This is a genomic window from Pantoea sp. SS70 (assembly GCF_029866845.1).
Lineage (GTDB): Bacteria > Pseudomonadota > Gammaproteobacteria > Enterobacterales > Enterobacteriaceae > Pantoea > Pantoea leporis.
Map to the genome: position 1 here is coordinate 4,052,745 of NZ_CP117199.1, position 13,348 is coordinate 4,066,092.

Sequence of the window (13,348 nt, forward strand, 5' to 3'; positions counted from 1 at the left end):
GCAGAACGCCGTCGGTAATTAAGGGATTAATTACCGTGACGTGATGCGTTATTTAAAAGTGCTGATTAATCAGCTGAGTAGCTGTAACCAGATTGAGAGTTCATCAATACCTAAATATTCCCGCATGATGACGCCATCACGTAATTCCAAATGAGAAATACCGGAAATACACACTGGCTTGCGCGACGGCGGACCAAACTTTCCGTAGCCGTCATGCCAGCTCAACAGTGACCAGCGCAGGCTGATGCGCACCGGTTCGTTGGCATCGCGGCGCACCACCAAATGATGCAGCTGCGTTTCGCTGTCAGCGAATGAGGCGCGATAGCCGGAAAGGAAGCTGCCAATCTCCTGCTCGCCGGTAAAGCTGCTGTGGCCCGGTCCGTGCAAGGTGGCGGCAGGATGATAAACACCTGGCACCACACCGCTGTTGCCGCCGGCCCACATGCTGAGATAGCGCTCAATCAAGCCCGCGATGGTTCCTTCGGCATCATCGCCATCCGGGCCGCCAGCCCAACGCGCTTCCAGCTCTTCGGGCGCGGGCATCTCCAGCCCTTGCTGCTGGCGCATCTGCGTTAGATGCTGGGCAAACTCCGCCACGTTGGTACCAATCTGCGCAAGAATGCCCGCGCGATCCTGCAGCAGCCACTCTTGCTCCACCAGCCCATCACGACAAATACGATCGGCGAAAGTACGTACCCAAACCGTTTTGCCACTCGGCGCGCCAAAGAAGCCTTCGCCCAGATGCTGAATACGTGCCTGCGTGCGCTGCGAGGCGTACCAACAGGTATCGCCTTCACGCGCGGTGAGAATATCTTCGGTCAGCACCTGACGCTGCGGGAAGCAATGTAACGCTTCCAGCGTCAAACGCATGAAATCGCTGAGTTCGGTCAGGCGCTTTTCCGGCGTGTGAAATACCACCGGCGTGGCGTAGAAATCAGCCAGCTGCCCGATATCCTTCTGCTCCCATACCACGTGGGTTAACGTCAGAATAAACTGCTGAATAGAATCAAACTGGGGACTGAAACCCGGCAATCGCATTACTCAACCTCCTCTGAACGAAATAGCAGCTGGCCGTTCTCTTCTACCACGCCGTGACGCGGACGCCGCGCGGAGTGGCGTACTACCAACGTGCCGGGAATAACAATTTGCTCGGGTGCCATCACCGCGCTGTCGATTTGCTGCATTAGCAGGCCAATGGTGCGTTGCACCATCACTTCAACCGGCTGACAGATAGACGTCAGCGCATACGAAGGCCAGCCCGCTGGCCCAACATCGTCATAACCCACCACCGACACATCCTGCGGAATGCGCAGACCAAACTCGTAACGCGCCACATCCATAACCGTCAGCGCCATATGATCGTTGACGGCAAACACCGCATCGGGTGGCGTGCCGCTGCTGAACAATTGACGCGCCGCCTGTGCGGTTTGCTCGCTGTCGTTTTGACCCGCTAACACCGTGACGTCGATGTTGCGCGCGCGCAATGCCTCGCGAAAACCGTCCAGCCGTAGCTGATTTACCGAAGCGTTGTTCGCGCCGGTAATGCAGGCAAAGCGTTGATGTTCGCCTGCCAACAGAAATTCGGCGATCTGACGTGCGGCGGCACGGTTATCGGTATTCACGCTTGACGCCATTTCGCTTTCGGCGGTGCGGTTGAACAGCACCACCGGAATGCCCGCGCCGTGGCACTCTTCGGATAAGGCATCGGATAACGCGCCGGATGCCAGCACAATGCCATCCACGCGGTACTGCATGATCTGATCGAAAATGCGGTCAACATTGCTATCCCGATCGCTGACGAACAGCAGCAGATGGTAGTTAAGCGCATCCAGTTCACGCCCCAGCGCTTCCAGCACATGGGGATAAAACGGATTATCGAAACAGGAGATCACCACACCAACGATGCGCGAACGTGCGGTGTTCAGCGATCGCGCCAACGCGTTGGGTCGATAACCCAACTCACGGGCAGACTGCAGCACCTTTTCACGCGTGGCCGGTGAAATACTGGCGCCCGGCGTGAAGGTACGCGATACCGCAGACTGTGAAACGCCGGCGTGCTGCGCAACTTGTTGTGAGGTCACTGGACCGAAGGTCTTACGTTTCATGGCGTTATCTTCCTGTTTAGCACACTGATGCACGGGTGACTGCCGGGCATTGTAGCCAATTTCATCAACCGGACTCACCTGCTTCGGTGTGTGTTTTTTACTCTTACACCTTTTTTGCATGCGTATGCAACACTCAATAACTTTTTTTTCACATTGCCAAGCACACACTTTACAAACATGAAATCATTTCGTAACTTCGGCCGTTGAATACGTATTCAATGCATGCAACATAACCGACCCGGACTCAGGATGAAACCCGCGTTTTTAGTCACTTATCTGTGTTGATAAGAGGTTTAACATGTTTCGAGCACTGTTTAGCCGTCCCGAGCTGTTGACGTTTTTCACCATGAGCGTGCTGTTTTTTATCTGCATTCACGGCTTCGATGCCTTCATGGCGCCTTACATGGTGAGATTAGGCATTGAACCGCAAACCATCGGCATGATCATGGGCGCCTCTGGTTTGGCGTCGCTGTGTATCCGTTTTCCGCTCAGCGTCATCTCTGACGTGATGAAAAATCGCAAAGTGTTTATGCAGTTCGCCCTGCTGCTGCCGGTGATTGCCTGGCCGCTGGCGTGGATGTTCCCCGCTGCGCTGACATTCTGGCTGGCCAAGCTGGCCTGCGGCATCGCTGCCGCGAGTTGGGTGCTCTACAACATCATTTTCATCCGCTATTTTCCTCGTGATGACGCGCCGGCTGCAGTGGCGCTGTTGGCATTGGCCGGGCCGATTGGCGTATTTATTAGCAATGCCATTTGCGGTGCCGTTGCCCTATGGCTGGGCAGTACGCAGGCGTTTTTTGTGCCAGCGATTGCCGGTTGCCTGGCGCTGCTTCTCAGCCTGCGCGTTCGTGAAGAGGAAGATAGCCACAAAGCGCCGCACCTCAAAGCCTGTATCGACAGCGCTAAACGCCAGCTAGCGGACCGCTCAATTTGGTTTATTGGGCTGCTGGCGACGGTGGTGATTTTGGTCCCGTTTGCCACTCGCGACACGCTCACGCCCATATACGCTCAGCAGTTAGGTGCCAAGGCGGGCACGCTGGCAGTGCTGAGTAATATCCACTTGTTGTTTTATGGTGTGGCCGTGGCATTGTGCAGTTCCGTGTTTTATCAGCGGCTGGGCTTGGTTAACACCGCGCTGGTGGGCATCGGATTACAAATCATCTCGTCAATTTTCGTCCCCTTGACCAGCAACATGTGGCTGATTTACCTGTGGCAAGGTCTGGCCGGTTTTTCCTTTGGCATGGCGTTTGCCGTGTTTATGTCCTTGAGCGTGGTTAACACTTCGGAACATGAACAAACCACCCGGATGGGTCTGTTTCAAACCATCTATTCGTGCGGCATGTTTTTCGGCCCGGTGTTGATGGGCGTGTTGTTGCAACACGTCAATGTCTACGCGGGTTATTGGGTGATTGGTGGCTTGTGTCTGATCGCTGGCGTGTTAACACCGCTAGCGGCAAAACGGGTGCAGCAGCGTCAGTTGCCGCCAGCGGCACGTAAAGCGAGCGGCATGCTGTCGCAGGATGCGGTGAAATGAGTGCCGCGCGCCTGCAACCGCAGCGCAACAGTGCGGAAGAGGTTGAACGCCGCTTAGCCGCTATCAACGCAGGTCGCGCGCTCAACGCGATTATCAGTATTAATCCCCAGGTGATGAAAGAGGCACAGCGCTGCGATCGCTTATGGCGTAGCGGCGCGCCGGTTGGCGTGCTGCACGGCATTCCGCTGGTGATAAAAGATAATATTGATTGCGTCGGCATGGCTACCACGCTCGGCTGCCGGGCGCTGGCCGAAGCACAGCCACGTGAAGATGCGCGCGTAATTGCACGCCTGAGAACTGCGGGTGCGCTGATTCTCGCCAAAGCGAATCTGTCTGAGTTCGCCTTTGACGTACGTTCGCGCAGTTCGCTCGGCGGCGATGTGCGCAATCCCCTGAATCCACAGCTGACCGCCGGTGGCTCAAGCGGCGGCAGCGCAGCGGCGGTGGTGGCCGGTATGGCGGATGCGGCACTCGGCAGTGATACTGGCGGATCGATTCGCATTCCCGCGGCATGGACCGGTCTGGTGGGACTGCGTCCGGCATTTCGCCGCCGCCAGCTGCGCGGCGTCGCACCGCTTTCGCTCAGCAAAGACACCGTTGGGCCGATGACATGGTGCGTGGATGATGCGGCGCTGCTGCATCAGGTAACGCATGGGCTGCCGGTGCGCCCGCTAGCGCAGCGAACCTTGCGGGGTGTGCGGCTGGGTATGATTAACGATCTGTCAGGCGATGATGACGCGCAACGTCAGGCATTAGCACTGGCTTTCTCTCGTCTGCGGCGGGCAGGCGCCACACTGATTCCGCTGCGGTTACCGCTATCATCGCGCGTGGCGCAGGAACCTTGTCTCAGCATGCGCGAATTCCATCCGGCGATGTCCCGCTGGCTAAGCAAAATGGACCATGCGCCTGCTTCGCTTTCGGATCTGCTGGCACGAGGCGAACATCTCGCCGAGTTCGATGAACTGCTGCAATTACACCTCACGCGCAGCGCGCTGGTGTGTGCCGCATGGCGCGAGCAACGCCGTTTTCAACGCCATTTGCGTCAGCAACTGCAACAGCAGATGCAGGATCAGCGGCTGGAGGCGCTGATTTATCCCACCAGCCAGCGCACTCCGATTTCACTGGAGAAGATGCCGCCGGGCTGGGCGCCGGAGCTGGCGGCCATCAGCGGCTTACCCGCCGTAACGTTGCCGTTTGGTCAATTGACTAACGGTTTGCCGCTGGGGCTGGAACTGCTCTATCCAGCGCCTGATGAAGAAGCATTGCTGGCGCTCGCTTTGGCGATAGAGCGACTGTAAAACCAGAAAATTCATCATGTTAATCCCCGTTCTGCGGGGCTTTCTGCTGCCTGCAATTTGAAAAAACTGCGCACATTCTCACTTTTCATCTTTTCCCCTTTCAGCCTCTTTACGCTCTTTGCATACGTATGCAAACCTGATTAACAGCAATCAATGATGAGGAAAAGAGCATGGCAATCTGGTTAAAACAGGCGGCAGCGAAAGCAGAACGCCAACAGCAGCAACAGCGCGTTCGCAGCGATGTGGAAGCAGTGCTGGCGCAAATTGAAGCGCGCGGCGATGACGCGGTGCGCGAACTCTCGATTAAGTTCGATGGCTTTGCCCGCGATGATTTCCGCTTAACGCCGCAGGAGATCAATGCCTGCCTGCAACAGCTGACCAAACAAGATATTCGCGACATCGAATTCGCTCAGGAGCAGGTGCATAACTTCGCTCAGGCGCAAAAAAATTGCCTGACCGATTTGGCGATTGAAACGCGTCCGGGCGTGATACTTGGCCATCGCAACATTCCCATCAGCAATGTCGGCTGTTACGTGCCGGGCGGCAAATACCCGCTGCTGGCTTCGGCGCATATGTCGATCATTACCGCCAAAGTCGCAGGCTGCGATCGCATCGTGAGCTGCGCCCCGCCGTTTCACGGTAAACCGGCTGCAGCCATTGTTGCGGCGCAGTCGATGGCCGGCGCCGACGAGATCTATGCGCTCGGCGGCATTCAGGCGGTGGGCGCCATGGCGATTGGTACTGAGCGGATTGCGCCGGTCGATATGTTAGTCGGGCCGGGCAACGCGTGGGTGGCCGAAGCCAAACGCCAGCTATTTGGCCGCGTTGGCATCGACCTGTTCGCTGGCCCGACCGAAACGCTAGTGATCGCCGATGACAGCGTTGACGGTGAACTCTGCGCAACCGATCTGCTCGGCCAGGCGGAACATGGCCCCACCTCACCCGCGATTCTGCTGACCTGCTCGCGCCAGCTGGCGCAGGAGACCGAGCGCTATATTCACCAGCTGTTGCTGCAACTGCCTACCGCCGATGTGGCGCAACAAGCCTGGCACGACTATGGCGAAATCATTCTCTGTGCCGATCACGACGAGATGCTGGCAGAAGCCAACCGCATCGCTTCTGAACACGTGCAGGTGATGACCGATCGCGATGACTGGTATCACCAGAACATGCGCAATTACGGCGCGCTGTTTCTCGGGCCGCGTACCAATGTGGCTTATGGCGACAAGGTGATCGGCACCAACCATACGCTGCCCACGCTGGGTGCATCGCGTTATACCGGCGGCTTGTGGGTGGGCAAATTTATGAAAACCTGCACCTGGCAGCGCGTCACCAGCGATGCGGCTTCGGCAGAAATCGGCGCTTACTGCTCGCGCCTGGCGCTGCTGGAGGGCTTTGCCGGTCATGCCGAACAGGCCAACATCCGCGTGCGCCGCTACGGCCAGCAGGAAGTGGCCTACGCCGCACCCGCGCCGGTTACGGTGAAATAAGGAGGCGCGCATGGTTCCGACTACCCCTTTATTTCGCCTGGATGGACAGCGCGCGCTGGTGACCGGCGGCTCGCGCGGTATCGGTTTTGCCGCCGCTATCGCGCTGGCCGACGCCGGAGCGCAGGTGTGGATTGCCGCGCGCGACGCCGATCGCCTGGCGCACGCCTTGCAGCAGGCGGCGAGCGCCGGCCTGACATTGCATCCGCTGCCGCTCGACGTCTGCAACACGCACGCGGTGCGCCAGACACTGCACGATTTGCCGAGCTTTCATGTGCTGGTCAACAGCGCCGGGCTGGCGCGCCATCAGCCGTTTAGCGAGGTCAGCGAAGCCAACTTTGATGCGGTGATGGACGTCAACCTGCGCGCCACGTTTTTCCTGTCGCAGCAGGTCGCAGCCGGTATGCAGGCCGCCAGACACGGCGGCAGCATTATCCATCTCTCTTCGCAGATGGCGCACGTCGGCGGCCCGCAGCGCAGCGTCTACTGCGCATCAAAAGCGGCGCTGGAAGGGCTGACGCGTGCCATGGCGCTGGAGCTGGGACGCGACGGCATTCGCATCAACACCTTGTGCCCCACCTTTATCGAAACCGAACTGTCGCAGGCCTCGCTGGCAGATGAAGCGTTTCGCCAGCAGACGCTGCGCCGCATTCAGATTGGTCGTCTTGGCACGCTGGAAGATGTGATGGGGCCGGTGGTGTTTCTGGCATCACCGGCCGCAGCGTTGATCACCGGCAGCGCGCTGAAGGTGGATGGCGGCTGGACGGCTTATTGAGGAACTCATTATGAAAGCGTTATTGCGTCGTGATGTGCTGCTATTTTTCATTATTAGCTTGCTGTTTTTTATCAGCATTCACGCCTTTGATCCGTTTCTCGCCCCCTACATCATGTCGCTGAATGTCGAGGCGCGCGTGATGGGAATCATCATCGGTGCGACCGGATTGGCCTCGATGCTGCTGCGTTTTCCGACCGGCATTCTGTCGGACCGCTTTCGCCGCCGCAAACGCATTATCCAGATTGGCTTGTTGTTTACGCTTATCGCCTGGCCGGTGGTTTACCTTTGGCCGACACCGGAAACACTGTTTATCGCCAAGCTCGCCGATGGCGTCACCAGCGCGACGTGGGTGGTGTATAACGTGATGTTCGTGGCTTACTTCCCGCCGCTGGAAGCCGCCGCCGCGATCGCCATGCTGAGCGTCACCTCGCCGGTAGGCACTTTTATTGGGATTTCGGTGGCAGGATTTATTGCCCGTCATTTCGGTGCCGAATCGAGCTTTTTGGTGGCGTCCGCTGCCGCGCTGCTGGCTTTTTTGCTGACGTTCTTTATCCGTGAAAAACGCCCGGAAGCGATGCCCACGGCGCAACGTCTCTCTGCGGTTCGCACTCAGCTGCGTGATCCTTCGGTGTGGTATCTCGGCGGACTCTGTGCACTGGTGATGATGGTGCCATTTGCCACGCGCGACACGCTGACGCCGCTACTGGCAGAAGGCTTTGGCATGGCGGCCGCTTCGCTGGCGACGCTAAGCGGCATCCATCTGTTCTTTTATGCGCTGGCCACCGCGCTGTGCGCGCCCTTCTTCTATCGCCTGCTGGGCTTACGCAACACGGCAATTATCGGCGGCGTGCTGCAAGGGGCCGTAGCGATAGCCATGCCTTACGCGCCCAATATCTGGCTGCTGTATGGCTTGCAGGCGCTGGCGGGCTGTGCCTTCGGCATGATCTCCACCGTGCTGAATTCGCTAATCGTCACCCGCACGCCCGCCTGGCAGCAATCCACTCGCGTTGGGCTATATCAAAGCATCTACTCCGCCGGGATTTTCTTTGGCCCGGTGCTGGTCGGCTACATCAAATACTACTTCGCGATGCAGCAGGGCTTTATGGTGATTGGCATTATTTCATTGCTGTCGCTGCTGCTGGTGCGCCATGTGATGCGGATGGTGAATGCCCGTCCTGTGGCGGAGGGCTAATCATGTCACTGCCTTTGGTGTTACTGGGCGGTACCTTGTGCGACGGCGCGTTGTGGCAACCGCTTTGCCGCCATCTACCGCAGCAGCCGATGATCATTCCCGAGATGAGCGGTGCTGACAGCGCCGAACAGCTCGCGGCGCAGCTGCTGACTGACTTGCCGGCGCGCTTTTTACTGGTGGGATTCTCGCTGGGTGCGCTGGTGGCACTGGAGATGCAGGCGCAAGCCGCGCAACGCATCGCGGGCCTCGCGCTGCTGGCGGTGAATCCGTTGGCGGATGCGCCGGTCAACGCTGCGGGACGTATTGCCTTGCTTGATCGAGCTGCGAAAAACGGTATGCGATCGGTGATTGAGCAACTCTGGCCGCGCTATGTGCATGCATCGCGGCTGGCGGATCGCGAGCTGCTTGGCGCGCTGGTGACGATGGCAGAACGCAGCAGCGTTGAGCGCTTTCGTCAACAGACCGCCATCGCCATACAACGTCGCGATTTACGGCATACCTTACCGGCGCTGCAGGCACCGCTGTTGATCCTCAACGGCGACAGCGACGCCATCTGCACCCCCGAACACCATCACCTGCTTGTCAAAGCGGCTCCCGCCGCACGCCACATCACGCTTGAACAGTGCGGACACTTTCTGCTGCTGGAGCAGCCGCAAGCCTGTGCCCGCGCGCTGCAAACCTGGATTAAGAGGAGTGAATTATGCGTATCAACCCTTTAAAACAACGCCGCGGACCGATTATTAACGGCTGGCTGGCGATCCCCAGCAGCTACAGCGCCGAGATTGCCGGACATCAGGGCTTTGATGCCGTCACCGTTGACCTGCAACATGGCCTGATCGATTTCGCCGCCGCACTCAGCATGTTGCAGGCGCTATCCTCCACACCCGCGACGCCGCTGGTGCGCGTCTCGCACAACGAGCCGGCGCAGATTATGCGCATGCTGGATGCCGGCGCCTACGGCATTATCTGCCCGATGATCAACGATGCCGCCGAAGCGCAGCAGTTTGTCGATGCCTGCCGCTATGCGCCGCAAGGTTCGCGCTCGTTTGGTCCAGCGCGTGCGCTGCTGTATGGCGGCAAAGATTATCCGCAGCATGCTAACCAGCAAATTCTGACGCTGGCGATGATTGAAACACGCGCGGGGTTGGCCAATCTTGATGCCATTCTCGACGTCGAGGGATTGGACGGCGTGTTTATCGGCCCCAACGATCTGTCCCTTACGCTCACCGGCCAGGCCAGCGCCGAATCGCAGCATCCTGAGATGTTAAATGCCATTGAACGGGTGCTGAGCCGCACCCGCGCCGGCCACAAACTGGCCGGTATTTTTTGTACCAGCGGAGAAGCCGCCGCACAGCGCATCGCACAGGGCTTTCAGTTGGTGACCCCCGCCAATGATGTGATGCAGCTAACGCATGCCGCACGCCACGCTGTCGCCACCGCGCGCGGTGAGGCGTTGCCTGTTCGTTCTGGTTCGGGTTATTGAGGAGAAGAAGATGAAACAGCAAACATTGTCCGCTACAGCAGCACGTGCGCGCCTGATCGCGCCGCAAGATATGGTGTCGTGCAATCTGGCGTTTATCGACTGCAAACTGCCGGGTTCGCATCTCAAGCAGAATTACTCATTTATCGGGCCGGGCGTGACGCAGTCGTCTGAGCAGGTGATCAATATTCCTGAAGCGCACGGTTTTAACATTGGCGCGGCAGCGATGCCAAAAGGCGTGACCAATAATCTGCATCTGCATTTCACTGCCGAAGTCTTCCTGATCCATGAAGGCCGCTGGCGTTTCCGCTGGGGGAATAAAGGCGAAGAGTCGCTGGAGCTCGACGCTCCGGCGATTGTCAGCCTGCCCACCTGGATTTTCCGTGGCTTCACCAATGTGTCGGCTACCGATACCGATGGCTGGGTATTTACCGTGCTGGGCGGCGATAACACCGGCGGCATTATCTGGCATCCCGATGTGATGTCGGCGGCGGCGGAGTATGGACTCTATCTCAGCCCCAATAACATGCTGATCGATACCTCAACCGGCGCGGCGATCCCGCCGGTTGCAGAGCGTATGCCGCCGCTGCCCGAGGCGGAGATGGCGCATTTACAGCATTTTACGCCCGAGCAGATGGCGCAGTTTGCCGTCACCGGTGAGCAGCGCGCCTGGAGCGAACACGCGCTACTGGATGCCATGTTGCCGGGTCACGGTGCGCGTATGGCACCCGTTATCGGCTATGGCATCAATCAGGATCGTCAGGTCGCTCCGCCCATCAACACGCCACACGGCTTCTCGGTAGAGTGGCTGGCTTTGCCAAAAGCGGGCGAAATGGGTACGCATCGCTGCGCACAGGTGCAAGTACTCATGGTGTTTAAAGGCACGCTTACTGTGACCTTCAATCGTGATGGTGAAGAAGTGACGATGACAGCGCCGGAGCGTTCGGTGATTTCCGTGCCGGCAGGCAGCTGGCGTCGCTATCAGGCACCCGATCATGCGTGTGAAGTGGTGATTACCACTGCGGGTGACGGACGGAAAAAACTGGAATGGGATAAAGCGATTGTCGATGCCGCTGCTGCGTTAGGTTGGGGGCTGGATCCAGATGGCTATCTGGTACGTCAGGCATTGTTGCCGCTGGTGGCCCAGCGTGCCGGTCGGCGGTTGGCGACGCAAGAGGCGTAATGGTATGTAAAAAGGTCGCCATAAATGGCGACCTGACGATGTACGTTATGGCTTCATCACCTGGTCGTAGCTGCCGCCATCGGCGAAGTGGGTTTTCTGGGCTTGCGTCCAGCCACCAAACTTGTTGTCGATAGTGAACAGTTTTACCGGGGCGAATTTATTGGCAAATTTCTCCGCAACGGCTTTATCACGTGGACGATAGAAATTTTCCGCCGCGATAGTCTGACCTTCCGGCGAGTAGAGATACTTGAGGTAATCTTCGGCTACTTTGCGGGTGCCCTGCTCGTCAACCACTTTATCCACTACCGAAACCGTTGGCTCCGCCAGAATCGATTCGCTTGGGGTGACGATCTCAAACTTATCTTTACCCAGCTTATTTACCGCCAGATAGGCTTCGTTCTCCCACGCTATCAGCACATCGCCAATGCCGCGTTCCACGAAGGTGTTAGTGGCACCACGTGCGCCGGAATCCTGCACTTCTACGTTCTTAAACAGCGATCTCACGTAAGCCAGCGCTTTGGCTTGATCGCCGTTGTTCTGATCCAGCGCCCAGCCCCATGCAGCCAGATAATTCCAGCGTGCGCCGCCTGACGTTTTCGGGTTTGGCGTGATGACGGAAACGCCCGGTTTGATCAGATCTGGCCAATCATGAATGCCTTTCGGGTTGCCTTTGCGCACCAGGAACACGATGGTTGAGGTGTAGGGTGCGGAGTTGTCCGGCAGGCGTTTAATCCAGTCTTTATTGATACGACCACGGTCAGCAATAGCATCGACATCAGATTGCAGCGCCAGCGTAACCACATCAGCACGGATGCCATTGATCACTGAGGTTGCTTGTTTACCTGAACCGCCGTGTGACTGGCGAATCACCACGTTGTCGCCGGTTTCCTGCTTGTAATGCGCGCTAAACGCTTTGTTGTACTGCTCGTACAGCTCACGGGTTGGATCGTAAGAGACGTTTAACAGCTGAATATCCTTTGCCAGAACACTGGTTGAAGCCAGTAACAGGGTGACACCAATACTCCACTTATTCATTGCTTGCTCTCCCGAGGTCGTTATAGAACAAGACTGACACAAACTTATCCACGGATTAAAGAATTAAAAATAAGCTGTTATAACCGCACGGAATATGAGCAGGCATAAAAAAGGCGCGAATCGCGTCGCGCCTTGATGCTGAATAATCAGTAGAGTTTTTTCGCGGTATCCAGCCAGTCGCGTTTGAATGGACGCTTCATATTTTCAATCGCATCGATGATGTCGTGATGCACCATCTTCTCGTTCTGAATACCGACGCAGCGGCCGCCGTAGCCTTGTAGCAGCAGCTCGATGGAGTAGGAACCCATGCGCGAGGCCAGAATGCGGTCATAGGCACAAGGTGCGCCGCCACGCTGAATGTGACCGAGAACGGTAGCGCGGGTTTCGCGTTTGGTTTCAGCTTCGATGAAGTGCGCCAGATCGTCGATATCGCAGATGTGCTCGGTGATCGCCACGATGGCGTGCTTTTTACCTTTGGCAATGCCGGCTTTGATTTCAGCAACCAGCTCTTCACGGGTATACGGGATTTCAGGCAGCACGATGAACTCGCAACCACCGGCAATCGCTGCCGCCAGGGTTAAATCGCCGCAGTAACGGCCCATCACTTCCACGATGGAGATACGCTGGTGGGAAGATGAGGTGTCACGCAGGCGGTCAATCGCTTCAACCACGGTTTCCAGCGCAGTGAAATAACCGATGGTGTAATCAGTACCTGCTACGTCGTTATCAATGGTGCCAGGCAGGCCGATGCACGGGAAGCCCATTTCGGTCAGGCGCTTAGCACCCATGTAGGAACCATCACCGCCGATAACCACCAGCGCATCAATACCACGCTTTTTCATGTTATCAATCGCGGTCTGGCGCACTTCATCGTTGCGGAATTCTGGGAAGCGGGCGGAACCGAGGAAGGTGCCGCCGCGGTTGATCATGTCTGACACGCTGTAGCGGTCAAGGTTGATCATGCGATCTTCGTACAATCCCAGATAGCCGTCGTAAATACCAAAAACTTCCAGTCCTTCACTCAGCGCGGAACGTACAACTCCGCGAATGGCTGCGTTCATGCCTGGGGCGTCGCCGCCGCTGGTCAGTACTCCGATTTTTTTGATCATGACAACCTCTGGATTGTTCAAAAACTAAGGATTATTCCTGCCATGTGTCCGGCGTGGACCAGCTCGCGATCGCATGGCTTAATAGTTGCAAAATAGTATATCAAACGCTTGATGCTGAATTGATTCAGGTCAGACAAGTTTTCGCTAATT

Annotated in this window: 12 protein-coding genes; 8 read left to right on the top strand and 4 right to left on the bottom strand. The window is 57.4% G+C overall.

Translation table 11 applies throughout. From position 1 onward, the window contains the following. Nucleotides 1–69: 69 nt before the first annotated feature. Together PO881_RS18740 and PO881_RS18745 are read right to left on the bottom strand one after the other, a co-directional pair. Complete coding sequence (locus PO881_RS18740; RefSeq protein ID WP_110868187.1) at nt 70–1,038, bottom strand: nuclear transport factor 2 family protein; 969 nt, start codon at nt 1,036–1,038, stop codon at nt 70–72. Continuing rightward, nucleotides 1,038–2,105, bottom strand: coding sequence for a LacI family DNA-binding transcriptional regulator (locus PO881_RS18745; RefSeq protein WP_280172211.1), 1,068 nt, complete (start codon nt 2,103–2,105; stop codon nt 1,038–1,040). The genes PO881_RS18740 and PO881_RS18745 overlap by 1 nt, the downstream gene beginning before the upstream one ends. A gap of 298 nt (nt 2,106–2,403) precedes the next feature. Here PO881_RS18745 and PO881_RS18750 point away from each other — a divergent pair, with 298 nt between their 5' ends. From PO881_RS18750 to PO881_RS18785, 8 genes are all read left to right on the top strand, one after another. Beyond that, nucleotides 2,404–3,639 (top strand): MFS transporter, encoded by a 1,236-nt coding sequence (locus tag PO881_RS18750; RefSeq protein ID WP_110868189.1) that lies wholly within the window; start codon nt 2,404–2,406, stop codon nt 3,637–3,639. Then, a complete protein-coding gene (locus PO881_RS18755) occupies nt 3,636–4,937 on the top strand; it encodes an amidase (protein ID WP_280172212.1) in 1,302 nt (433 codons plus the stop codon). Before PO881_RS18750 ends, PO881_RS18755 begins: the two co-directional genes overlap by 4 nt. 170 nt (nt 4,938–5,107) lie before the next feature. Continuing rightward, nucleotides 5,108–6,427: a histidinol dehydrogenase gene (gene hisD, locus PO881_RS18760; protein ID WP_101760655.1), complete on the top strand. Its 1,320-nt coding sequence runs from the start codon at nt 5,108–5,110 to the stop codon at nt 6,425–6,427. Nucleotides 6,428–6,437: 10 nt separating this feature from the next. Next, a complete protein-coding gene (locus PO881_RS18765) occupies nt 6,438–7,199 on the top strand; it encodes an SDR family oxidoreductase (RefSeq protein ID WP_280172213.1) in 762 nt (253 codons plus the stop codon). Nucleotides 7,200–7,209: 10 nt separating this feature from the next. Continuing rightward, the gene (locus PO881_RS18770) at nt 7,210–8,391 is read left to right on the top strand and encodes an MFS transporter (RefSeq protein ID WP_158238591.1); all 1,182 of its coding nucleotides are present in this window, start codon (nt 7,210–7,212) and stop codon (nt 8,389–8,391) included. Nucleotides 8,392–8,393: 2 nt separating this feature from the next. Then, complete coding sequence (locus tag PO881_RS18775; RefSeq protein WP_192415324.1) at nt 8,394–9,110, top strand: alpha/beta hydrolase; 717 nt, start codon at nt 8,394–8,396, stop codon at nt 9,108–9,110. Beyond that, nucleotides 9,092–9,874: an aldolase/citrate lyase family protein gene (locus PO881_RS18780; RefSeq protein WP_192415322.1), complete on the top strand. Its 783-nt coding sequence runs from the start codon at nt 9,092–9,094 to the stop codon at nt 9,872–9,874. The genes PO881_RS18775 and PO881_RS18780 overlap by 19 nt, the downstream gene beginning before the upstream one ends. A gap of 10 nt (nt 9,875–9,884) precedes the next feature. After that, complete coding sequence (locus PO881_RS18785) at nt 9,885–11,054, top strand: cupin (protein ID WP_192415320.1); 1,170 nt, start codon at nt 9,885–9,887, stop codon at nt 11,052–11,054. A 45-nt stretch (nt 11,055–11,099) separates the two neighbouring features. Here the strand turns inward: PO881_RS18785 and PO881_RS18790 are convergent, their stop codons facing one another. Further along, entirely contained in the window at nt 11,100–12,089 is a 990-nt protein-coding gene (locus tag PO881_RS18790; protein WP_192415318.1) for a sulfate ABC transporter substrate-binding protein, read from the bottom strand. 146 nt (nt 12,090–12,235) lie between these two features. Beyond that, on the bottom strand, nt 12,236–13,198 hold the full coding sequence (gene pfkA / locus PO881_RS18795; protein WP_101760662.1) for a 6-phosphofructokinase: 963 nt from the start codon (nt 13,196–13,198) through the stop codon (nt 12,236–12,238). Between the last annotated feature and the right edge of the window lie 150 nt (nt 13,199–13,348).

Bases quoted from the DNA above. Each gene is read 5' to 3' on its own strand.
- PO881_RS18740 (WP_110868187.1), bottom strand. From the start codon at position 1,038: ATGCGATTGCCGGGTTTCAGTCCCCAGTTTGATTCTATTCAGCAGTTT.
- PO881_RS18745 (WP_280172211.1), bottom strand. From the start codon at position 2,105: ATGAAACGTAAGACCTTCGGTCCAGTGACCTCACAACAAGTTGCGCAG.
- PO881_RS18750 (WP_110868189.1), top strand. From the start codon at position 2,404: ATGTTTCGAGCACTGTTTAGCCGTCCCGAGCTGTTGACGTTTTTCACC.
- PO881_RS18755 (WP_280172212.1), top strand. From the start codon at position 3,636: ATGAGTGCCGCGCGCCTGCAACCGCAGCGCAACAGTGCGGAAGAGGTT.
- hisD (WP_101760655.1), top strand. From the start codon at position 5,108: ATGGCAATCTGGTTAAAACAGGCGGCAGCGAAAGCAGAACGCCAACAG.
- PO881_RS18765 (WP_280172213.1), top strand. From the start codon at position 6,438: ATGGTTCCGACTACCCCTTTATTTCGCCTGGATGGACAGCGCGCGCTG.
- PO881_RS18770 (WP_158238591.1), top strand. From the start codon at position 7,210: ATGAAAGCGTTATTGCGTCGTGATGTGCTGCTATTTTTCATTATTAGC.
- PO881_RS18775 (WP_192415324.1), top strand. From the start codon at position 8,394: ATGTCACTGCCTTTGGTGTTACTGGGCGGTACCTTGTGCGACGGCGCG.
- PO881_RS18780 (WP_192415322.1), top strand. From the start codon at position 9,092: ATGCGTATCAACCCTTTAAAACAACGCCGCGGACCGATTATTAACGGC.
- PO881_RS18785 (WP_192415320.1), top strand. From the start codon at position 9,885: ATGAAACAGCAAACATTGTCCGCTACAGCAGCACGTGCGCGCCTGATC.
- PO881_RS18790 (WP_192415318.1), bottom strand. From the start codon at position 12,089: ATGAATAAGTGGAGTATTGGTGTCACCCTGTTACTGGCTTCAACCAGT.
- pfkA (WP_101760662.1), bottom strand. From the start codon at position 13,198: ATGATCAAAAAAATCGGAGTACTGACCAGCGGCGGCGACGCCCCAGGC.